At 42.4% G+C, this 22660-nt stretch carries 23 protein-coding genes; 11 read left to right on the top strand and 12 right to left on the bottom strand.

Annotation, left to right across the window (positions count from 1 at the left end):
- Window positions 1-17: 17 nt before the first annotated feature.
- Window positions 18-605 carry a spore coat protein CotG gene (gene cotG / locus NX903_RS17630; protein WP_080009846.1) on the bottom strand — a complete coding sequence of 196 codons (588 nt, stop codon included), beginning with the start codon at window positions 603-605 and terminating at the stop codon, window positions 18-20.
- Between the two features lie 141 nt (window positions 606-746).
- On the opposite strand from cotG, the gene cotH reads away from it, so the two are divergent.
- The 3 genes from cotH (at window position 747) to NX903_RS17615 (ending at window position 3909) form a co-directional block, all read left to right on the top strand.
- Window positions 747-1835 carry a spore coat protein CotH gene (gene cotH, locus NX903_RS17625; protein WP_014478176.1) on the top strand — a complete coding sequence of 363 codons (1089 nt, stop codon included), beginning with the start codon at window positions 747-749 and terminating at the stop codon, window positions 1833-1835.
- Between the two features lie 128 nt (window positions 1836-1963).
- Window positions 1964-3172 carry a spore coat protein CotH gene (locus NX903_RS17620; protein WP_137201068.1) on the top strand — a complete coding sequence of 403 codons (1209 nt, stop codon included), beginning with the start codon at window positions 1964-1966 and terminating at the stop codon, window positions 3170-3172.
- 59 nt (window positions 3173-3231) lie between these two features.
- On the top strand, window positions 3232-3909 hold the full coding sequence (locus NX903_RS17615; protein WP_014481116.1) for a DUF2642 domain-containing protein: 678 nt from the start codon (window positions 3232-3234) through the stop codon (window positions 3907-3909).
- 56 nt (window positions 3910-3965) lie between these two features.
- Here NX903_RS17615 and NX903_RS17610 read toward each other — a convergent pair whose 3' ends face one another.
- Together NX903_RS17610 and alsR are read right to left on the bottom strand one after the other, a co-directional pair.
- Window positions 3966-5294, bottom strand: coding sequence for an arsenic transporter (locus tag NX903_RS17610; RefSeq protein WP_014481115.1), 1329 nt, complete (start codon window positions 5292-5294; stop codon window positions 3966-3968).
- Window positions 5295-5504: 210 nt separating this feature from the next.
- Window positions 5505-6413 carry an acetoin biosynthesis transcriptional regulator AlsR gene (gene alsR / locus NX903_RS17605; protein ID WP_003227859.1) on the bottom strand — a complete coding sequence of 303 codons (909 nt, stop codon included), beginning with the start codon at window positions 6411-6413 and terminating at the stop codon, window positions 5505-5507.
- Window positions 6414-6570: 157 nt separating this feature from the next.
- Between alsR and alsS the strand changes: the two genes are divergently transcribed.
- The 3 genes from alsS to NX903_RS17590 all read left to right on the top strand — a co-directional run bounded on the left by alsS (window position 6571) and on the right by NX903_RS17590 (window position 9739).
- Complete coding sequence (gene alsS / locus NX903_RS17600; RefSeq protein WP_024572688.1) at window positions 6571-8283, top strand: acetolactate synthase AlsS; 1713 nt, start codon at window positions 6571-6573, stop codon at window positions 8281-8283.
- A gap of 61 nt (window positions 8284-8344) precedes the next feature.
- Window positions 8345-9112, top strand: coding sequence for an acetolactate decarboxylase (budA, locus tag NX903_RS17595; protein ID WP_086344396.1), 768 nt, complete (start codon window positions 8345-8347; stop codon window positions 9110-9112).
- 99 nt (window positions 9113-9211) lie between these two features.
- A complete protein-coding gene (locus NX903_RS17590; protein ID WP_086344395.1) occupies window positions 9212-9739 on the top strand; it encodes an NAD(P)H-dependent oxidoreductase in 528 nt (175 codons plus the stop codon).
- Window positions 9740-9778: 39 nt separating this feature from the next.
- On the opposite strand, the gene NX903_RS17585 is transcribed toward NX903_RS17590, so the two are convergent.
- From NX903_RS17585 to NX903_RS17550, 8 genes are all read right to left on the bottom strand, one after another.
- Window positions 9779-10075, bottom strand: a complete 297-nt coding sequence (locus NX903_RS17585) for a DUF3892 domain-containing protein (RefSeq protein ID WP_003227867.1) — start codon at window positions 10073-10075, stop codon at window positions 9779-9781.
- A 155-nt stretch (window positions 10076-10230) separates the two neighbouring features.
- On the bottom strand, window positions 10231-10767 hold the full coding sequence (locus NX903_RS17580; protein ID WP_086344394.1) for an SH3 domain-containing protein: 537 nt from the start codon (window positions 10765-10767) through the stop codon (window positions 10231-10233).
- Between the two features lie 81 nt (window positions 10768-10848).
- Complete coding sequence (rbsB, locus tag NX903_RS17575; protein ID WP_086344393.1) at window positions 10849-11766, bottom strand: ribose ABC transporter substrate-binding protein RbsB; 918 nt, start codon at window positions 11764-11766, stop codon at window positions 10849-10851.
- A gap of 12 nt (window positions 11767-11778) precedes the next feature.
- On the bottom strand, window positions 11779-12747 hold the full coding sequence (rbsC, locus tag NX903_RS17570; RefSeq protein ID WP_003227873.1) for a ribose ABC transporter permease RbsC: 969 nt from the start codon (window positions 12745-12747) through the stop codon (window positions 11779-11781).
- 1 nt (window position 12748) lies between these two features.
- Window positions 12749-14230: a ribose ABC transporter ATP-binding protein RbsA gene (gene rbsA, locus NX903_RS17565; protein ID WP_015714823.1), complete on the bottom strand. Its 1482-nt coding sequence runs from the start codon at window positions 14228-14230 to the stop codon at window positions 12749-12751.
- A 15-nt stretch (window positions 14231-14245) separates the two neighbouring features.
- Entirely contained in the window at window positions 14246-14641 is a 396-nt protein-coding gene (gene rbsD, locus NX903_RS17560) for a D-ribose pyranase (protein WP_003227877.1), read from the bottom strand.
- On the bottom strand, window positions 14638-15519 hold the full coding sequence (gene rbsK / locus NX903_RS17555) for a ribokinase (RefSeq protein ID WP_086344392.1): 882 nt from the start codon (window positions 15517-15519) through the stop codon (window positions 14638-14640). Before rbsK ends, rbsD begins: the two co-directional genes overlap by 4 nt.
- Window position 15520: 1 nt before the next feature.
- A complete protein-coding gene (locus tag NX903_RS17550; RefSeq protein WP_032722637.1) occupies window positions 15521-16501 on the bottom strand; it encodes a LacI family DNA-binding transcriptional regulator in 981 nt (326 codons plus the stop codon).
- Window positions 16502-17284: 783 nt separating this feature from the next.
- Between NX903_RS17550 and pgsB the strand changes: the two genes are divergently transcribed.
- From pgsB to pgdS, 5 genes are all read left to right on the top strand, one after another.
- Window positions 17285-18466, top strand: a complete 1182-nt coding sequence (pgsB, locus tag NX903_RS17545; protein ID WP_003227883.1) for a poly-gamma-glutamate synthase PgsB — start codon at window positions 17285-17287, stop codon at window positions 18464-18466.
- 14 nt (window positions 18467-18480) lie between these two features.
- A complete protein-coding gene (pgsC, locus tag NX903_RS17540; RefSeq protein WP_003227889.1) occupies window positions 18481-18930 on the top strand; it encodes a poly-gamma-glutamate biosynthesis protein PgsC in 450 nt (149 codons plus the stop codon).
- 18 nt (window positions 18931-18948) lie between these two features.
- Window positions 18949-20091: a capsular polyglutamate synthetase PgsA gene (gene pgsA, locus NX903_RS17535; RefSeq protein WP_003243306.1), complete on the top strand. Its 1143-nt coding sequence runs from the start codon at window positions 18949-18951 to the stop codon at window positions 20089-20091.
- A 14-nt stretch (window positions 20092-20105) separates the two neighbouring features.
- Window positions 20106-20273: an extrachromosomal elements maintenance protein EdmS gene (gene edmS / locus NX903_RS17530; RefSeq protein WP_003227896.1), complete on the top strand. Its 168-nt coding sequence runs from the start codon at window positions 20106-20108 to the stop codon at window positions 20271-20273.
- Window positions 20274-20414: 141 nt separating this feature from the next.
- Complete coding sequence (gene pgdS, locus NX903_RS17525; RefSeq protein WP_003242751.1) at window positions 20415-21656, top strand: gamma-DL-glutamyl hydrolase; 1242 nt, start codon at window positions 20415-20417, stop codon at window positions 21654-21656.
- A 33-nt stretch (window positions 21657-21689) separates the two neighbouring features.
- Here pgdS and ywtE read toward each other — a convergent pair whose 3' ends face one another.
- A complete protein-coding gene (ywtE, locus tag NX903_RS17520; protein ID WP_003244395.1) occupies window positions 21690-22550 on the bottom strand; it encodes a 5-amino-6-(5-phospho-D-ribitylamino)uracil phosphatase YwtE in 861 nt (286 codons plus the stop codon).
- Window positions 22551-22660 lie beyond the last annotated feature (110 nt).

Here is a 22660-nt window from a genome sequence, read left to right as displayed (position 1 = left end):
AACAATGAAAACTTAGATTATTTGTATTTCTTTTTGACTACCCAGCAATTGCCGTCTTTCCAGTATTCTTTTTTGCTGTCATAATCATCGTGTCTTTTGTAGTCGTCGCAGTGGTGGTGCGGTTTTTTGTAGTATTTCTTATGGGAACGATAAGATTTTTTGTGTGTGCGGCATGACTTTTTATAGCTGCGAGATTTTTTCTTGTGAGAACAGTATGACTTTTTGTAGCTGCGAGATTTTTTGTAAGAACGGCAAGATTTTTTATAGCTGCGAGATTTTTTGTAAGAACGGCAAGATTTTTTATAGCTGCGAGATTTTTTGTGAGAACGGTACGATTTTTTGTGGCTGCGAGATTTCTTGTGAGAGCAGTATGATTTTTTGTGGCTGCGAGATTTTTTGTGAGAACAGAATGATTTTTTGTGGCTGCGAGATTTTTTGTGAGAGCAGTATGATTTTTTATGGCTGCGAGATTTTTTGTGAGTGCGGTGCGACTTTTTATGACTGCGTTTTTTTCCATGGGGCTCTTGGTATAAATAATCCTTTAAACCTTCTTTTTTTGCGGATTTCACCGCTTCTTTGATGTCAGAATGGGAATAGTGGCCCAATTTGAAATCCTCCTTTTAAAAATGATGTTAAGGATGAAGATCCTTACTACCCTCATAGTACGCGCGGTTTTAAAAAGTGTATAAGTGTTCCGCTGAGATCTTATAAAAATAAAAGCCTAAAATTTGTAAGGGGGATTATGGATGAAGAATCAATCCAATTTACCGCTTTATCAGCTGTTTGTTCATCCAAAAGATTTGCGTGAATTAAAAAAGGATATATGGGACGATGATCCGGTGCCAGCTGTGATGAAGGTAAATCAAAAAAGGCTGGATATCGATATCGCTTATCGGGGATCACATATCAGAGACTTCAAAAAGAAGTCATACCATATTTCCTTTTATCAGCCGAAAACATTCCGCGGCGCGCGAGAGATTCACTTAAATGCGGAGTATAAAGACCCTTCCTTGATGAGAAACAAATTGTCTCTGGATTTTTTCTCGGAGCTAGGGACACTGTCTCCAAAGGCAGAGTTTGTGTTTGTAAAGGTGAATGGGAAGAATGAAGGGGTTTATCTTGAACTTGAATCCGTAGATGAATATTATTTGGCGAAAAGGAAGCTGGCTGATGGCGCGATTTTTTACGCGGTGGATGATGATGCTAACTTTTCTCTGATGAGCGATTTGGAAAAGGAAACGAAGACGTCGCTGGAGCTTGGATATGAAAAGAAGACAGGGACTGTGGAAGATGATTTTTATTTACAGGATATGATTTTTAAAATTAATACTGTCCCTAAAGCTCAGTTTAAGTCAGAAGTGACAAAACATGTGGATGTCGATAAGTATTTGCGCTGGCTTGCCGGTATTGTATTCACCTCGAACTATGATGGATTTGTCCACAACTACGCATTATACAGAAGCGGGGAAACCGGATTATTTGAGGTGATTCCTTGGGATTATGATGCGACCTGGGGCAGGGATATCCATGGAGAGCGGATGGCTGCCGATTATGTAAGAATTCAAGGATTTAATACACTAACCGCCCGGATATTGGATGAATCCGAGTTTCGCAAGTCCTACAAGCGCCTGTTAGAAAAAACGCTCCAATCTCTTTTTACGATAGAATATATGGAACCGAAAATAATGGCGATGTATGAGCGGATTAGGCCTTTTATCTTAATGGACCCATATAAAAAGAATGATGTTGAGCGTTTTGACCGTGAGCCGGATGTGATTTGTGAGTATATTAAAAACCGTTCACAATACCTTAAAAATAATTTAAGTATTTTATGAATGTGTGAAAATAGGTATTCTGCTGAAAAAGCGACAATTAGGCTATTGAATTAGTTCAACAAATAAACGTGACACGTATATATGCAATATGTTTATCATCTATGTATAAGTGACTAGGAGGAACTTGAATGAGCAAGAGAAGAATGAAGTATCATTCAAATGATGAAATATCTTATTATAACTTTTTGCATTCAATGAAAGATAAAATTGTTACTGTATATCGTGGAGGTCCGGAATCTAAAAAAGGAAAATTAGCTGCTGTAAAATCAGATTATATTGCTTTACAAGCTGAAAAAAAAATAATTTATTATCAGTTGGAGCATGTGAAAAGTATTACTGAGGATACCAATAATAGCACCACAACAATTGAGACTGAGGAAATGCCCGACGCTGACGATTTTCATAGCTTAATCGGACAATTAATGAACCAATCAGTTCAATTTAATCAAGGGGGTCCGGAATCTAAAAAAGGAAGATTGGTCTGGCTGGGAGATGATTACGCTGCGTTAAACACAAATGAGGATGGGGTAGTGTATTTTAATATCCATCACATAAAGAGTATAAGTAAACATGAGCCCGATTTGAAAATAGAAGGACAGACGCCATCAGGTGTCTTGGAAGCTGATTATTTAAGCGAGGTTTTTAAGAGTCTGACTCATAAATGGGTTTCAATTAATCGTGGAGGTCCGGAAGCCATTGAGGGTATCCTTGTAGATAATGCCGACGGCCATTATACTATAGTGAAAAATCAAGAGGTGCTTCGCATCTATCCTTTTCACATAAAAAGCATCAGCTTAGGCCCAAAAGGGTCGTACAAAAAAGAGGATGAAAAGAATGAGCATCAAAATCAGGAAGACAGCGATGATACAGATCAAAAAGAAGAAGTGTACAGCAGTTCGTTAATTTCTTCAAAGCCATATAGCTCATCAAGTTCATCAAAATCATCTAAACGATCACTAAAATCTTCAGATTATCAGTCATCAAAATCATACAGCTCATCAGGTTCAAAGAGTTCATCAAAATCATCTAAACGATCATCAAAATCTTCAGATCATCGATCATCAACATCATACAGCTCATCAGGTTCAAAGAGTTCATCAAAATCATCTAAACGATCGCCAAGATCATCAGATTATCAATCATCAAAATCATACAGTTCATCAGGTGCAAAGAGTTCATCAAAAACATCTAAACGATCACCAAGATCATCAGATTATCAATCATCAAGATCACCAGGTTATTCAAGTTCAATAAAAAGTTCAGGAAAACAAAAGGAAGATTATAGCTATGAAACGATTGTCAGAACGATAGACTATCACTGGAAACGTAAATATTAATAGATAATGGAGGAGCATCAGATTAAGTGATGCCCTTTTTCAGTTAAAGGAGGAGAATCGTGAAAGGTTTGAATCAATTCCTTAACACAGATGTTGAGGTTGTCATTTCAGGAGATACAAGGTTTGTCGGCACCCTCATAGATATCGGACAGGATATTTTTGTTATTTTTGATGGCTGCAATTATCTTTATATTCCCTTGTTGCATCTTCATCAAATAAACAAGGCGAAAATAATGACCAGTACTGAGAAGCCATTTTTGATCAATCCGGAAGATCCAATGATAGAGGCAGAAACTCTAGCTTTTTCATATAGAAATACATTAAACAAGGTCAAAGGCCAGTTTATTGAAGTTTATGTAACTGGGGGTCGATCGATCCATGGGTATGTTACAAATGTTTTAAACGATTATATTGTATTTTTCTCACCCGTATTTAAAATACTTTTTATATCTATGCATCATTTAAAATGGTTTACCCCTTATTCAACTGAACAAACACCGTATACTCTTGACAACTCACAATTGCCGGTCGTGCCTTCCAAAGTTCCTCTTGTGCGTAATTTTGAGGAGCAGATCAAAAAAAATATTGGTGAATTGGTCATATTTGATATGGGAGAGGTGCCAGAAAAAGTCGGACTATTAAAGGGTGTCTCTAATAATATCATTGAGCTTATTAACGCAAGTGGAGAGCCAGTCATTTGGAAGTTAAATCATCTAAAGACAATGCATCTTCCCTAGTGTATACAAAACTGCCCTCTTGAATAGCAGAAGGCAGTTTTTCGTTTCATACTGAACTAAAGAAATAACCAACTGATCCAAAAATATAAACATGTTAACGTAAAAAGAACAGTCAGCGGAATGATGATAATGGTCGTTTTTATATATTCGCCCCATGAAATACTTTCATCATGCTGTTTTAATATATGCATCCAAATAAGCGTTGCTAAGGTTCCCATAGGTAATAATAATGAACCGATATCACTGCCGATAATATTTGCCAAGTAGATGATTTTTGTTGTTGAAGGATTCAGGGTCATTTCAGTTAAGGTAAAAGTACTGATCATTAACGCTGGATGGTTGTTAAAGAGATTAGAAAAAACTGAAGTAGAGATACCTGATGCGAAAGTTGCATGGGCGAGGCTTCCAGAAACCACAGGTTCAAAATAATTCACAAGTAACTCTGTGAATCCAATATTATGCAGACCATAAATTAAGACATACATAGTAAAAGCGAATATAAAAATGTGCCAAGGCGATTTATATAACAAGTCTTTTGGGGAGGTTTTGAAATAAATCCATCTCCAGCTCAACAGGATAAAAGATCCGATGACAGCGACTAGAGGAACAGAAATACCGGTATATGATGCTGCAAATAGACTCATTCTGACGAGAAAAACAAATGCAAGCACAAACAACATGATTTTTGTTTGATTTCGTTCTGGTAAAGGAGCTGATGGCGAATGAAGAGGATGGTACCTTCTATGCCGCAGAGACTGAAAATGGCTCGGTATATCTGGCAGGCTCTTGGGAAGACGTTTATAAAAGAACATAAACAGTAGACAGGTCATAAAAATGAGTCCCATCATACTAGGGACAAACATCATGGCAGTGTGAAGATATAGATCCATTCCAATGATTTTGAGAGAAATTAAATTAACAATATTACTTACGCCAATCGGTGCGCTAGAGGCTGTGGCTATTAAAACACCGCTTAATAAATATGGGGTTTTTTGATGTTTTTTTAAACCTAAATATTTTAGTACAAGCAAAAGGATTGGAGTTGTGATCAAAATGCTCCCATCATTATTCAGGAAAATGGTCATGAGAAAGCAGAGCAAATTGGTTAGCCAAAAAAGCTTGATGCCTGAACCCTTGGATTGTTGGAGCAGTTTTGCAGCCACCCAATAAAAGAAACCAAAGCTTTCTAGTGCAATGGCCATAATCATAGTGGCAAGGATTGTAACCGATGCACCCGTGACTTTTGTTCCGATTTCCCCTAAGTCTGCCAATGACACACTTCCGCACAATAAAACCATTAAAGCGCCAAATGTGGCGGGGATAGCTTCATTTAGTCCTTTTGGTCTCCAGAAAATAAAAATCATTGTTACGAAAAAAGCGAGCAATGTGAATATGCCGGTGAACTCAATAATTTACTTCACCTCTCTATCTTTCATTTTTAAAATCAAACTAATGTCCTGCGCTTACTAATGTCCTTGCCAACTATTTGTACTGTATGTATACGTATACTGATATGAAGTTGTACTAAGCGATTATATTAAATTAATAAAAATTCCATAAGAATCCCAAAAGAAAAAAGAGATTGCAAGTATCGTTCATGTACCTGCATCACTCTCTTTAGTTCTTGTCTGCTGACAATTTGAAATATGAATAAAATGCTTTATAAGCGGATTATGATTGTCTTTGCGGTAAGCGATAACCCATTCTGCATTAAGCTGTATTTGGTCCATTTTTCGATAAGTAACATCCAAATTAAATAATTTTTTGGCTGAGGAAGGAACAAATGTCATACCAATTCCGGCACTGACTAAACCAATCACCATTTGATATTCTGTGGCTTCCTGGACAATGTTGGGTCTGAAGCCCGCTTGTTCACAGAACTGAATAAAATCCATGTATAGAGTAGGCCATGCTTCTTTAGCAACAGTAATAATTGGTTCATCTCTTAAATCCTCAATCGTAATTGATTCCTTAGAAGTCAATGGGTGTTGCTTAGGCAAAGCTAAAACACAAGGGCTGCTTTGGGCGGTTTCGATATGTAAAGCTGTATGCTGTAAGGGAGGATGAAGTATACCAATATCAATGTTGCCCTTTAGTAGCTCCTCCTGCTGCCTAGACGAGGATATTTCACGCAGTTCTATTTTCACAGATGGGAATTTTTTACGATATTCCCGGACAATCGGCGGCAGAAATTCATATGTAGCTGATCCGACAAAACCGATTACGAGAAGGCCTTGCTCGCCGCGGGCCGTCCGCTGTGCCAGTTCAATTCCTTGTCCGATTTGCATCAATGCCATGCGGCAATGATTTAAAAAGATTTCTCCTGCTGCGGTAAGCTCGACAAATCGTTTTGTCCTTTTCAGAAGCGTAACTCCGACTTCTTCCTCCAGCTGTTTGATCTGCTGGCTGAGAGGAGGCTGCGTCATGTTCAGCCGCCGGGCAGCCTTTCCGAAATGAAGCTCTTCGGCTACTGCGATAAAGTATTGAAGATGGCGAAGCTCCATTCAATATGCATTCCTTTCCATAGGTTAATAATTCGTATTACATATTAATCATAAGGCGAATCGATATTGGAGGTCAATTTCCAAAGAGTGTATAGTGAAACTTATCACAAGATATTTAAAATTTTACGTTTAAAATGCATAATAAGGAGTGAGGGTGTTGACAAAAGCAACAAAAGAACAAAAATCCCTTGTGAAAAACAGAGGGGCGGAGCTTGTTGTTGATTGCTTGGTGGAGCAAGGTGTCACACATGTATTTGGCATTCCAGGTGCAAAAATTGATGCGGTATTTGACGCTTTACAAGATAAAGGACCTGAAATTATCGTTGCCCGGCACGAACAAAACGCAGCATTCATGGCCCAAGCAGTCGGCCGTTTAACTGGAAAACCGGGAGTCGTGTTAGTCACATCAGGACCGGGTGCCTCTAACTTGGCAACAGGCCTGCTGACAGCGAACACTGAAGGAGACCCTGTCGTTGCGCTTGCTGGAAACGTGATCCGTGCAGATCGTTTAAAACGGACACATCAATCTTTGGATAATGCGGCGCTATTCCAGCCGATTACAAAATACAGTGTAGAAGTTCAAGATGTTAAAAATATACCGGAAGCTGTTACAAATGCATTTAGGATAGCGTCAGCAGGGCAGGCTGGGGCCGCTTTTGTGAGCTTTCCGCAAGATGTTGTGAATGAAGTCACAAATACGAAAAACGTGCGAGCTGTTGCAGCGCCAAAACTCGGTCCTGCAGCAGATGATGCAATCAGTGCGGCCATTGCAAAAATCCAAACAGCAAAACTTCCTGTCGTATTAGTCGGTATGAAAGGCGGAAGACCGGAAGCGATTAAAGCGGTTCGCAAGCTTTTGAAAAAGGTTCAGCTTCCATTTGTTGAAACATATCAAGCTGCCGGTACCCTTTCGAGAGATTTAGAGGATCAGTATTTTGGCCGTATCGGTTTGTTCCGCAACCAGCCTGGCGATTTACTGATAGAGCAGGCAGATGTTGTTCTGACGATCGGCTATGACCCGATTGAATATGATCCGAAATTCTGGAATGTCAATGGAGACCGGACAATTATCCATTTAGACGAGATTATCGCTGACATTGATCATGCTTACCAGCCTGATCTTGAATTGATCGGTGACATTCCGTCCACGATCAATCATATCGAACACGATGCTGTGAAAGTGGAATTTGCAGAGCGTGAGCAGAAAATCCTTTCTGATTTAAAACAATATATGCATGAAGGTGAGCAGGTGCCTGCAGATTGGAAATCAGACAGAGCGCACCCTCTTGAAATCGTTAAAGAGTTGCGTAATGCAGTCGATGATCATGTTACAGTAACTTGCGATATCGGTTCGCACGCCATTTGGATGTCACGTTATTTCCGTAGCTACGAGCCGTTAACATTAATGATCAGTAACGGTATGCAAACACTCGGTGTTGCGCTTCCTTGGGCAATCGGCGCTTCATTGGTGAAACCGGGAGAAAAAGTGGTTTCTGTCTCTGGTGACGGCGGTTTCTTATTCTCGGCAATGGAATTAGAGACAGCGGTTCGACTAAAAGCACCAATTGTACACATTGTATGGAACGACAGCACATATGACATGGTTGCATTCCAGCAATTGAAAAAATATAACCGTACATCTGCGGTCGATTTCGGAAATATCGATATCGTGAAATATGCGGAAAGCTTCGGAGCAACTGGCTTGCGCGTAGAATCACCAGACCAGCTGGCAGATGTTCTGCGTCAAGGCATGAACGCTGAAGGTCCTGTCATCATCGATGTCCCGGTTGACTACAGTGATAACATTAATTTAGCAAGTGACAAGCTTCCGAAAGAATTCGGGGAACTCATGAAAACGAAAGCTCTCTAGCACTCTGCGCATCACGACACTGTTTTATGAACAGCACTAAATAAAAGGAGTGAAGGGAAATATGAAACGAGAAAGCAACATTCAAGTGCTCAACCGCGGTCAAAAAGATCAGCCTGTGAGCCAGATTTATCAAGTATCAACAATGACTTCTCTATTAGACGGAGTATATGACGGAGATTTTGAACTGTCAGAGATTCCGAAATATGGAGACTTCGGTATCGGAACCTTTAACAAGCTTGACGGAGAGCTGATTGGGTTTGACGGCGAATTTTACCGTCTCCGTTCAGACGGAACTGCGACACCGGTCCAAAATGGGGATCGTTCTCCGTTCTGTTCATTTACGTTCTTTACACCGGACATGACGCACAAAATTGATGCGAAAATGACACGCGAAGACTTTGAAAAAGAGATCAACAGCATGCTGCCAAGCAGAAACTTATTTTATGCAATTCGCATTGACGGATTGTTTAAAAAGGTGCAGACAAGAACGGTAGAACTTCAAGAAAAACCTTACGTGCCAATGGTTGAAGCGGTCAAAACACAGCCGATTTTCAACTTCGACAACGTGAGAGGAACGATCGTAGGTTTCTTGACACCAGCTTATGCAAACGGAATCGCCGTTTCTGGCTATCACCTGCACTTCATTGACGAAGGACGCAATTCAGGCGGACACGTTTTTGACTATGTGCTTGAGGATTGCACGGTTACGATTTCTCAAAAAATGAACATGAATCTCAGACTTCCGAACACAGCGGATTTCTTTAATGCGAATCTGGATAACCCTGATTTTGCGAAAGATATCGAAACAACTGAAGGAAGTCCTGAATAAAAGAAAAAAAGAAAGCCCCTTTTAGCAGGGCTTTCTTTTTATTTGGCTCTTTTCCTGATTTTAGTTAAAATAACATCAAAACAGTAAAGGTGTGGTCTGATGAAAATATTGGTTTTGGCAGTGCATCCTCATATGGAGACCTCAGTTGTTAATAAGGCGTGGGCTGAGGAATTGAGTAAACATGACAATATCACAGTACGGGATCTTTATAAGGAATACCCGGATGAAGAAATAGATGTTGCGAAGGAACAGCAGCTGTGCGAGGAATACGATCGGATTGTCTTTCAATTCCCGCTATATTGGTACAGCTCTCCGCCGCTCTTGAAAAAATGGCAGGATCTTGTGCTGACTTACGGCTGGGCTTTTGGTTCAGAAGGAAATGCCTTGCATGGCAAGGAGCTGATGCTGGCTGTATCAACAGGGAGCGAAGCGGAAAAATATCAAGCGGGCGGAGCAAATCATTACTCGATCAGTGAGCTATTGAAACCATTTCAGGCCACGAGTAATCTGATCGGCATGAAGTATCTGCCTCCATATGTGTTCTATGGCGTGAATTATGCAGCTGCAGAGGATATTTCTCACAGTGCAAAACGGTTAACCGAATACATTCAGCAGCCTTTTGTTTAAAAGAAAGCCCTGTCGAACATACGGCAGGGCTGTATTTGTTTAAAAATCCGGCAGCTCAGACAGGTTATTTTCCTTGATGCCGTCCGGTTCACTTCGCAAAATGTCACGCCCGTATTTATGGAAGACATCAACATGAGCGAGTTTTCCTGATTTTGCTTCTGACAGCGCAGTAGGATAGTCGAGCTCTCTTCCTGTATTGGTTTTCACTGCGATAATATTGTCTTCCTCATTTCTTCTAACCGCAATAATTTCTTCTTTTCCAGATGGAACATTTTCTTGATCGACAGTTGTTTGCCGGGCTTTATACGATTCATATGCTGCTTCAAATTGATCCATATTTACACCTCCGCTATTTAGCGTGAACAAAAATGTCGATGATCATGTAAGGTTTCGACACAGCATACGACAATATTTCCTGAGAAATATCTTGGGAATGTGACAAATCAATTCATAATAAAAGGGATTCCGCATAAATACGGAATCCCTCTCAGTTATTTTGTCATGTGTAAATCCTTTGTTTTCATATAACCTGTCGCACCGCCGTAATCAACGAATACCCAATCAAAATCAAAACCGCCTTTATTCGTTTGACTCCAGCCTAAAAAAGAAACGCTTGTGTCTGCTGGAAGAGTCTTAATGCTCTTTCCGTTAGCGGATGTGTATACTTTCGTTTTTGTTTTGGTTTTTACTGTTGTTGCTGCTTTTACAATATAATGAGTGGAGACAAAGCCTGTTTTTCCGTTTTTATAATGAACCTTTGCCCAGTCAGCATTTGAGAAGGAAATCAGCTTTAGGCTATCTCCTAAGTGCAGCGTATCGGCTTTCTGGCTTGATGCGGAAGGCTTCGTTCTGACATTTAGAGCCTCTGCTGATACCAAATAAGAATCAATCGGATAACTGTATAAATCATCAATGCTTACCGTTGTTTCTGGCTGTTGGGCATGGATCGTGCCAGCGCCCCCTGCAGCAGCCGCAGTCATTCCAGCCGCAAGTGCTAAAGTTGAAAATAGTTTTGTTGGTTTGTTCATGCCGTTCCTCTCCTCACGTAAGAGAAATAATTCATTCTATAACTCTATTCACGTTATCGCAGGTTCCTAAACATCAGACAATTATTTTTGTGTTTCTAGTTTGAGAGGCGCGGATATTGTTTTTTGCACTTTTTTTCCGTGCAAAATATCATCTGCTGCTTCTGTAGCCAGTTTACCGATTAACTCAGGCTGCTGAGCGACGGTTGCTGACAGCTTTCCGTCTTTAATGGAAGCGAGCGCGTCTTTATTGCCGTCAAAACCGATCACCAATATGTCTTTCCCCGAGCTGTTAATTGCCTCGAGAGCACCGAGCGCCATTTCATCGTTGTGAGCAAAAACAGCTTGGATATCAGGATGGCCCTGCAGCAGGTTTTCCATGACAGTCAGGCCTTTCGTGCGGTCAAAGTCAGCTGATTGTTTTGTGACAACTTGGAGCTTTTGGTCTGCGATGTTATGGAATCCTGAGCCGCGTTCCCGTGTGGCAGATGCGCCGGGGACGCCTTCAAGCTCTGCCACCTTTGCTCCTTTTCCAAGTTTGTCGGCAATAAACGCCGCGGCCATTTCACCGCCTTTTACATTATCGGAAGCAACGAGGGTTTCAACTTTTCCTTGTTCGGCAGATCGATCGATTGTTACGACGGGCACACCGACTGCGTTTGCAGATTCTACTGCCGTTGAGATCGCCGAAGAATCAGTCGGGTTGATTAATAATGCATCAACACCTTGCTGAATTAAATCTTCCACGTCACTCGTCTGTTTCGATGAATCATTTTGTGCATCAACAATGATGACTTTCATTCCCCTTTTTTCAGCTTCTTTTTCGATACCCTTTTTTAATGAGACAAAAAAAGGATTATTAAGTGTTGAGACGGACAAGCCAATGGTGAATTCCTTTTTGTTCCCCGAGTTTGACGGCTTTGCCCATTGGGGAGGCTCAAGCGAACAGGCGGTTAACAAAAATAATGATAACGTTAAAATGACGGATACAGCCTTTTTCATGTGAAAACCCTCCTAAGCTGACTTCTTGCGGTCTAACAATACCGCAATCAAGATAACAATCCCTTTGACAACCAGCTGATAAAATGATGAGACGCCAAGCAGATTAAGTCCGTTATTAAGTGTGCCGATGATCAGTACCCCGATTAACGTGCCGACAATGCGTCCTCGGCCGCCAGAAAGACTTGTTCCGCCTAAGACGACTGCCGCGATAGCATCAAGTTCGTACGATTCCCCCGCAGTCGGCTGGGCCGAATGCAGGCGGGAAGTCAATATGGCACCTGCAAGAGCGGATAAAAGACCGGCTAAAGAATAGATCATCACTTTCACGCGCGTCACTTTGATGCCTGAAATGAGCGCGGCTTTTTCGTTGCCGCCGATAGCGTACGTTCGGCGTCCGAATGGTGTTTTATGAAGAAGCACCCAAAGGATGACAAAGGCAAGAACCATCGTAATCGCCGGTACAGGAATGCCTAAAAAGTAACCGCGTCCGAACATCTGAAAAGCGTAGTTTGTGCCAAGTCCGGTAATCGGATTTCCATCTGTATACACTAGCGTCAGTCCGCGAAACACAGTCATGGTCGCAAGCGTGGCGATAAAGGGCGCCATTTTTCCTTTAGTAATCAATAATCCGTTGATCATGCCTAGTACGGCACCAATGATACAGCCAAGGATGATCGCGAGAACCGGATCGACACCGGACACAATCATCCCCGCAACTAAAGCACTGGACAGGGCAAGAATAGCGCCGACAGAAAGATCAATGCCGCCTGTCAAAATGACAAAGGTCATTCCGAACGCGATTAATCCGTTAATGGCGACCTGGCGAAGCAGGTTTAAAATATTCAGCGGTTCAAGAAAGCTGGGATTTAAAATAGATACAATGATAACGAGAATAAATAAACCAAGAAACGGGCCGAGTTTTTGCATGACTCCGTCGAAGTGAATCCGTTTTTGTTCTGTTTGCAGTTGTTCCGTTTTCATATTACCGCCCTCCCGTGGCAAGTGTCATAATTCGCTCTTGTGTTGCTTCTCGTGCATGGATTTCTCCGCTGATTCTGCCTTCATGGACAACGATAATCCGATCGCTCATTCCCAGAATTTCAGGCAGCTCTGATGACACCATGATGATAGCGACGCCGCGTTCGGTCAGCTCATTCATCAGCGTATAAATCTCTCGTTTGGCGCCAACATCCACACCTCTGGTTGGCTCATCCAAGATAAGCACTTTCGGTCCGATGCCGATCCACTTGGCTATCACCACTTTTTGCTGGTTTCCTCCTGATAAATGGCGTGCGTGCGTTTCCGGTGATGCTGTTTTGATAGTGAGTCGTTTGATTAACAGATTGACAAATTCAGCCTCCCGCTTATGATCAATGAGACCCTTTGGTGAGAAGCTGGACAGATTGGGCAGGGCAATATTTTCGCGGATCGAGGTGTCGAGCAGGAGCCCTTCATCCTTGCGATTCTCTGTAATAAAGCCGAGACCTTTTTTCACGGCTTCCTGCGGGTTCTTAATAGCCGTTTTTTTCCCAGCGATCCATATCTCACCCGTGTCCAGCCTGTCAACGCCGAACAGCGCTCTCATCATTTCTGTCCGGCCGGCTCCCATCAATCCTGACACACCGACGATCTCACCGGAACGAACATAAAAGCTGACATCCTCAAAACTCCCTTTTACGGAGGCATTTTTCACCTCGAATACTTTGTCACCGAGAGAAGGCGTGCGTTTTGGATATCGTTCAGTCAGCTCCCGTCCGACCATTTTTTTGACGACTTCATCAAAATCAGTTTCTGAGATGTTTGTTGTATCTACCGTTTTTCCGTCACGCATGATGGTAATTCTGTCGCAAATTGCAAAAATTTCTTCCATGCGGTGCGAAATATAGACAATGGAGACGCCGTTCTTTTTTAACGCTGTAATGACCTCAAAGAGCTTGCTGATTTCACGTTCAGTCAACGCTGCGGTCGGTTCATCCATAATGATTACCTCGGCATTTGTCATAAGCGCTTTTGCGATTTCGATCATTTGCTGCTGTCCGACGGAACATTCGCCGGCTTCTTGATCAAGAGAAAGAGAGACGGAAAGTTTGTCAAATTGCTCTTTTGCTAGCGCTTTCATTTTTCTTGTTTGTAAGACGCCCAGCTTGGAGGATATCTCCTTACCGATAAATAGATTCTCAAGAACGGTCATTTCCGGCCAGATATTCAATTCCTGATGGATAAAGGCTATTCCATGCTGTTCCGCTTCTTTCGGATTGGAAAAATACGTTTCGTTTCCGTTTATGCTGATTTGACCTTTATCTGCTTTGTGCAGGCCTGTCAAAATGTTCATAAGCGTGGACTTGCCGGCGCCGTTTTCTCCCATTAATGCGTGAACCTCGCCAGGCATGAGCTGAAAGGAAACGCCTGACAGCACCTGGTTTTTTCCGAATGCTTTATGAATGTCTTTCATTTCAATCTGCATGTTTCCTCCTCCTTTCTAGAAAAGCACACCTGCCTGCAGGATGCAGTTGGCATATGGTGTGAATTCTCCTGTTCTTATGACTGCCTTTGCTTCTTTTGTCAGCAGCTTAAACTCCTCGTGAGAAAGGTATTCAATCTCTTGTTCAGAGAAAAGATTTTCTAGAAATTTCGCATTCTCCTGATTGGATGCTTTTATTTCAGCTGCAGCAATGACTTTTTCGATGACCATCTCGTCAGCGAGCACTGCCGCTGTATCTTGGAAAGCCGGAAGGCCCGGCTTCAGTGAAAGATCAATTTTCAAAACGCCGTCAGGAACCGGCAGTCCGGCATCCGCGATGACAATTTTATCAGTGTGGCCAAGGTCGGCTAAAATCTTGGCAAGATGGCTGTTCAGTATACCGTGTTTTTTCATGACAGCAGCTCCTCTACTTTATTTCTTGTCGGCATTCCGCCTTGGGCACCGAAGGAGCAGACAGAAAGGGAAGCGGCACGATTGGCAAACCGCAATGCGGCTTCAATGTCTTTTCCCTCAGCCAGGGCCACGGCAAATGCTGCGTTAAACGTATCACCGGCTCCGGTTGTATCAACGGGCTCTACAGGGAAGGACGGGATGAGCACCTCTTTGCTGCCAGCCGAATAGCGGACGCCTTGTTTTCCTTCCGTAATAAAGAGCTTTGCCGGATAAAGCGCCAGAGCTTCAGAAATGGTAAGCTCAGGGAATAAAATCGAAGCCTCGTGTTCATTCGGCGTCAGATAGGTAGCGTGATCAATTGTTTCCTGCTTGAGCGGGCGGGCCGGTGCTGGGTTTAGTATGATCGGGATATCGTGAGAATGGCAGTATTTGCACACCTCATCAACCGTTTCTTCTGGGATTTCCTGCTGAATCAGCACCATATCGACCTTTTCAATCTGTTCGAGCGCGTTTAACGCATACGCTGGGGTGATGTCATCGTTCGCGCCTTTGACAACGACAATGCTGTTGTCGCCTTCAGCAAGCACAATATGAGCGGTTCCGCTTTCCGTATGTGTAACCGGTTCCATATAGTCAGTGCGAACGCCGTTAGCTTTGAGATTATTCAAAATAGCTGTTCCATAATGATCGTCTCCAACCTTGCCGACCATAAACACTTGGGCCCCAAGTCTGGCTGCGGCAACGGCCTGATTTGCTCCTTTGCCGCCCGGCACAGTCTGAAATGACGTGCCAAGAACCGTTTCACCGGCATTTGGGCGTTTGTCCGAGGTGACCACTAAATCCATAGAACAGCTACCAATCACACAAATATTACGCATCTTAATCTTCCTTTCTTGTCGTCTTTCTTCCTATATAGGTGACAGGCATTTGAATTGCCGTTTCTGCCAGCGGCTGTTTTTTGATGATACCCAAAAGCAGTTTGGCAGCTTCTTTCCCCATATCATATGCGGGCTGTTTAATTGTAGAAAGTGGCGGGAACAGAAGTCCGCTTTGCGGAATGTCATCATAGCCGATAATTTGAATGTCCTCCGGCACGTTTTTTCCGCGCCGCAATGCTTCATGTAAAACGGCAGCGGCTTGAATATCATTACTCGCGATCACACCATCTGTCGCTGGATAAGCGGCAAACAGCTCCTTCGCCATTGATTGTGCATCTTTAATTGAAAATGAAGCCGTCTCAATGACCTGAAAATCAACTTCAGCCTGCTTTAAGATTTCCAAAGCGCCGTTAAAGCGGTCTTGAGCGGTCGGCAGGTGAGCGGGGCCTCTCAAGAGCGTAATGCGCTGGCTTTTTCCGTGAATGATAGCCTGGGCGGCTAACTTTCCTCCTGTATAGCCGTCACTGGACACAGAAGGAGCCCCTTCAAGTGTTCTGTCCAGAAAAACAACTGGATAATTCATGCCGCTGTATTCCTCGAGATCCGGGTAATTCGTTGCGGCAATAATGCCTGCGACATGATTTTGCTTAAAGGTTTGAAGGTATTCAAGTTCTTTTTTCAATTCCTCGTCACTGTTGCCGAAAATAAGGCGATAGCCTTCCCGGTTCAATTCATCCTCCGCACCGCGGGCAAGCTGAGGGAAGAAAGGGTTTGTGATATCCGGGAGCAAAAGTCCGATCAGTCGGGATTCTCTTTTATATAGAGATCTGGCGACTTCATTCGGGTAATAGTTCAGCTTCGCCATCGCCGCTATGACACGCGTTCGCGTTTCTTCGTGTACATAGCCGTTATCATTCAGGACGCGGGAAACCGTCGCAACTGAAACGCCCGCCGCTCCGGCGACATCTTTAATTGTAGCCAAAACAGCTCCTCCTTGTTTATGTAACCGTTTACATAGATAGATTATCATGAACAATCCGAAGTTAGCAATAAAAATATCAAAAGAAATCTAATTGTAAATTGTATATATAATTGAAAAAATTAAGGTTTTCACTCTTTTTTTGACAAAGTCTTCACAAATATGGATGAAGATTTCTTGAACAAATATTAAGTTTTATTAAAATTGTTTCAAAGTCATGCGTTTAGACCTGTAAATGGTGAGAAACAGAAAAGACTATCATCCCAGAAAATGTTTAATTATGTTAGAGAATTCGGACTCGTATGTTTAGCGTTTTCATCTCGAACCTCCTTAGTCATTTTGGAATGGGCCTAATATTGCTTATTCCATGCAGAAAGGATGACATTATGACCTTGTCCTTAAGAAACAGGATAAAATTATTTTGTGTTCATAAGAACCGGAAACACGCATGATAGCAGGAAATGCTTGATAACACAGGCTGAAAAAAAGATTGATTTGAAATGCATATTAAATACAAACAGCAGGGTGTGACTATACGTCCAGAAGGATATCAGGAGAAAAATGAAAGCGCATTCTCTTCGATTTTTCAAAAAAGTGATAAGGTATAAGTCCTGCTGTTTTCCAAAAATAGAAAACAGTTTGTAGGTATAAAATCTCTTTCAAAAGAGAAGTTTGGCTTAGTCGATTAGGGAAGATTATGTTACATAATGCCGATTGAGAATTCATAGTGATTCTATATACTGATGAATGAATTTACAACAATATAGAAGGAGATGTCGAAAAGCAATGTGGTTACTCATTATAGCCTGTGCTGTCATACTGGTCATCGGAATATTAGAAAAACGACGACATCAGAAAAACATTGATGCCCTCCCTGTTCGGGTGAATATTAACGGCATCCGCGGAAAATCGACTGTGACAAGGCTGACAACCGGAATATTAATAGAAGCCGGTTACAAGACTGTTGGAAAAACAACAGGAACAGATGCAAGAATGATTTACTGGGACACACCGGAGGAAAAGCCGATTAAACGGAAACCTCAGGGGCCGAATATCGGAGAGCAAAAAGAAGTCATGAGAGAAACAGTAGAAAGAGGGGCTAACGCGATTGTCAGTGAATGCATGGCTGTTAACCCAGATTATCAAATCATCTTTCAGGAAGAACTTCTGCAGGCCAATATCGGCGTCATTGTGAATGTTTTAGAAGACCATATGGATGTCATGGGGCCGACGCTTGATGAAATTGCAGAAGCGTTTACCGCTACAATTCCTTATAATGGCCATCTTGTCATTACAGATAGTGAATATACCGAGTTCTTTAAACAAAAAGCAAAAGAACGAAACACAAAAGTCATCATTGCTGATAACTCAAAAATTACAGATGAGTATTTACGTAAATTTGAATACATGGTATTCCCTGATAACGCTTCTCTGGCGCTGGGTGTGGCTCAAGCACTCGGCATTGACGAAGAAACAGCATTTAAGGGAATGCTGAATGCGCCGCCAGATCCGGGAGCAATGAGAATTCTTCCGCTGATCAGTCCGAGCGAGCCTGGGCACTTTGTTAATGGGTTTGCCGCAAACGACGCTTCTTCTACTTTGAATATATGGAAACGTGTAAAAGAAATCGGTTACCCGACCGATGATCCGATCATCATCATGAACTGCCGCGCAGACCGTGTCGATCGGACACAGCAATTCGCAAATGACGTATTGCCTTATATTGAAGCAAGTGAACTGATCTTAATCGGTGAAACAACAGAACCGATCGTAAAAGCCTACGAAGAAGGCAAAATTCCTGCAGACAAACTGCATGATCTAGAGTATAAGTCAACAGATGAAATTATGGAATTGTTAAAGAAAAGAATGCACAACCGTGTCATATATGGCGTCGGCAATATTCATGGTGCCGCAGAGCCTTTAATTGAAAAAATCCACGAATACAAGGTTAAGCAGCTCGTAAGCTAGGGGGAAATGCAAACATGTTCGGATCAGATTTATACATCGCACTAATTTTAGGTGTACTACTCAGTTTAATTTTTGCGGAAAAAACAGGGATCGTGCCGGCAGGACTTGTTGTACCGGGATATCTAGGACTTGTGTTTAATCAGCCGGTCTTTATTTTACTTGTTTTGCTAGTGAGCTTGCTCACTTATGTTATTGTGAAATACGGTTTATCCAAATTTATGATTTTGTATGGACGCAGAAAATTCGCTGCCATGCTGATAACAGGGATCGTCCTAAAAATCGCGTTTGATTTTCTATACCCGATTGTACCATTTGAAATCGCAGAATTTCGAGGAATCGGCATCATCGTGCCAGGTTTAATTGCCAATACCATTCAGAAACAAGGTTTAACCATTACGTTCGGAAGCACGCTGCTATTGAGCGGAGCGACCTTTGCTATCATGTTTGTTTACTACTTAATTTAATGTAAGGTGTGTCAAACGATGAAAAAAGAACTGAGCTTTCATGAAAAGCTGCTAAAGCTGACAAAACAGCAAAAAAAGAAAACCAATAAGCACGTATTTATTGCCATTCCGATCGTTTTTGTCCTTATGTTCGCTTTCATGTGGGCGGGAAAAGCGGAAACGCCGAAGGTCAAAACGTATTCTGACGACGTACTCTCAGCCTCATTTGTAGGCGATATTATGATGGGACGCTATGTTGAAAAAGTAACGGAGCAAAAAGGGGCAGACAGTATTTTTCAATATGTTGAACCGATCTTTAGAGCCTCGGATTATGTAGCAGGAAACTTTGAAAACCCGGTAACCTATCAAAAGAATTATAAACAAGCAGATAAAGAGATTCATCTGCAGACGAATAAGGAATCAGTGAAAGTCTTGAAGGATATGAATTTCACGGTTCTCAACAGCGCAAACAACCACGCAATGGATTACGGCGTTCAGGGCATGAAAGATACGCTTGGAGAATTTGCGAAGCAAAACCTTGATATCGTTGGAGCGGGATACAGCTTAAGTGATGCGAAAAAGAAAATTTCGTACCAGAAAGTCAACGGGGTAACGATTGCGACGCTTGGCTTTACCGATGTGTCCGGGAAAGGTTTCGCGGCTAAAAAGAATACGCCGGGCGTGCTGCCCGCAGATCCTGAAATCTTCATCCCTATGATTTCAGAAGCGAAAAAACATGCGGACATCGTTGTTGTGCAGTCACACTGGGGCCAAGAGTATGACAATGATCCAAACGACCGCCAGCGCCAGCTTGCAAGAGCCATGTCTGATGCGGGAGCTGACATCATCGTCGGCCATCACCCGCACGTCTTAGAACCGATTGAAGTATATAACGGAACCGTCATTTTCTACAGCCTCGGCAACTTTGTCTTTGACCAGGGCTGGACGAGAACAAGAGACAGTGCACTGGTTCAGTATCACCTGAAGAAAAATGGAACAGGCCGCTTTGAAGTGACACCGATCGATATCCATGAAGCGACACCTGCACCTGTGAAAAAAGACAGCCTTAAACAGAAAACCATTATTCGCGAACTGACGAAAGACTCTAATTTCGCTTGGAAAGTAGAAGACGGAAAACTGACGTTTGATATTGATCATAGTGACAAACTAAAATCTAAATAAACGGAGTGATAAAGATGAAATTTGTCAAAGCCATTTGGCCGTTTGTTGCCGTAGCCATCGTGTTCATGTTTATGTCAGCTTTTAAATTCAATGATCAGCTGACAGATCAGGAAAAACAGAAGATTGATATGGAAATGAATAAAATCCAGCAGCAGGAAGAACCGGTAAACGCCAATAAATAATTCAAAAAAAGAGAGTGTCTGATGAGACACTCTCTTTTTGTTTGCCCAGCATATTCATTCTGTAAAAATATTAAAAAGTCTCTTAACATATTCAAAAAAATACCGATGTTAAAACTGCAAAAAGAGGAGGAGATAATAAAAGTGAACACACTGGCAAACTGGAAGAAGTTTTTGCTTGTGGCGGTTATCATTTGTTTTTTGGTTCCAATTATGACAAAAGCGGAGATTGCGGAAGCTGATACATCATCAGAATTGATTGTCAGCGAAGCAAAAAACCTGCTTGGATATCAGTATAAATATGGCGGGGAAACGCCGAAAGAGGGTTTCGATCCATCAGGATTGATACAATATGTGTTCAGTAAGGCTGATATTCATCTGCCGAGATCTGTAAACGACCAGTATAAAATCGGAACAGCTGTAAAGCCGGAAAACTTGAAGCCGGGTGATATTTTATTTTTCAAGAAAGAGGGAAGCACCGGCACTGTTCCGACACATGACGCCCTTTATATCGGAGACGGCCAAATGGTTCACAGTACACAGTCAAAAGGGGTTATCATCACCAATTACAAAAAAAGCAGCTATTGGAGCGGAACTTATATCGGAGCGAGACGAATCGCTGCCGATCCGGCAACGGCTGATGTTCCTGTCGTTCAGGAGGCCGAAAAATATATCGGTGTCCCATATGTGTTTGGCGGAAGTACGCCGTCAGAGGGCTTTGATTGCTCGGGGCTTGTGCAATATGTGTTTCAACAGGCACTCGGCATTTATCTGCCGCGATCAGCCGAACAGCAGTGGGCAGTGGGCGAGAAGGTAGCCCCTCAGAACATAAAGCCTGGTGATGTCGTCTATTTCAGCAATACGTATAAAACGGGAATTTCACATGCAGGCATTTATGCGGGCGCAGGCAGGTTCATTCAGGCAAGCCGGTCAGAAAAAGTAACCATTTCCTATTTGTCAGAGGATTACTGGAAATCGAAGATGACGGGTATTCGCCGATTTGACAACCTGACAATCCCGAAAGAAAATCCGATTGTTTCCGAAGCGACGCTTTATGTCGGAGAAGTGCCTTACAAACAGGGCGGAGTAACACCTGAGACAGGATTTGATACAGCTGGATTTGTCCAATATGTCTACCAGAAAGCAGCCGGTATTTCCCTGCCTCGATACGCAACAAGCCAGTACAATGCCGGAACTAAGATTGAGAAGGCGGACCTGAAGCCGGGAGACATTGTGTTCTTTCAATCAACAAGCTTAAATCCCTCCATCTATATCGGAAACGGACAAGTTGTTCATGTCACATTATCAAACGGCGTGACCATCACCAATATGAACACGAGCACATATTGGAAGGATAAATACGCAGGAAGTATACGGGTGCAATAAAAGAAAAAGACTCCAATCTCTGGAGTCTTTTCTTTATGCATATTGCCCCGAAAGAAGCTGGTCTATAAAGTAGGCCACACCATTTTCGTCATTGCTTTTTGTGACAAAGGTGCTTTTTTCTTTTAATTCATCAATCGCATTTTCCATGGCGATACGGTGTCCGGCGACTTCAAACATGGACAAATCGTTTGGACTATCGCCGATCGCATAGATATCCTGTGTTTCAATTCCGTATATGTCAGCCAGCTTTGTTAACGCGCGTCCTTTTCCTGACGAGGCCGGCAGGATTTCGATAATATGTTTTCCTGAAGAGGTTTGCGCCAGTTTTTTATGATGCTTCAGTTCTTCCTTCGCTTGTTTCAGCTTGTCCATATCAAAGGAGAAGCAAAGAAGCTTATAAATGTTTTCACCGCCGTCAAAAACCGATTCGATATGAGGGATTGGTTTAATGCCAAACTGTTTGAATTGAGTCATGGCTCCTTGCCACAAGTCATCCGTCTGCTCGTTTGGGTTTGCGCTCTTTAGAATGTCAAGCTCCGCGTGCAGCTTAGCTTCGCCGTCAAAAGGAGAAAGCAGATGGTCATCTGTATATACCTCAAAGTAAATGTTTTTTGAAAGTAAGTAATCAGCAATCGCTTTACCGGCTTCCTGATCCATTAATGTCCGGCTGATCAAACGGTAACCCGTGTCATGGATCGTACCGCCATTAGCTGCAATGATAGGGATGTCCAAGTCATCCAGCAGCGCTTTTACATCAAATGTCGCTCTTCCCGTGCAAATGGTGACGAGGATGCCGGCATCAACGGCCCGCTTGATCGCCTCTCTGTTTTCCGCAGAAATGACGCTTTCTTTATTCAGTAATGTTCCGTCTAGATCAATCGCAATACATTTCATATGTAGGGGAACCTCCTTAAAAATGAAGCTGCTTCGTGTAGTATGTTCAGCTTGCCTGTGAAACATAATCCATATAAATCAAGGCTAAACGTTACTTTGATAATTTTCAA

Source organism: Bacillus sp. FSL R5-0576, from assembly GCF_038004765.1.
Lineage (GTDB): Bacteria > Bacillota > Bacilli > Bacillales > Bacillaceae > Bacillus > Bacillus subtilis.
Note: the sequence above shows the minus strand (reverse complement) of the source record. Positions and strands in the feature narration are given on the sequence as shown.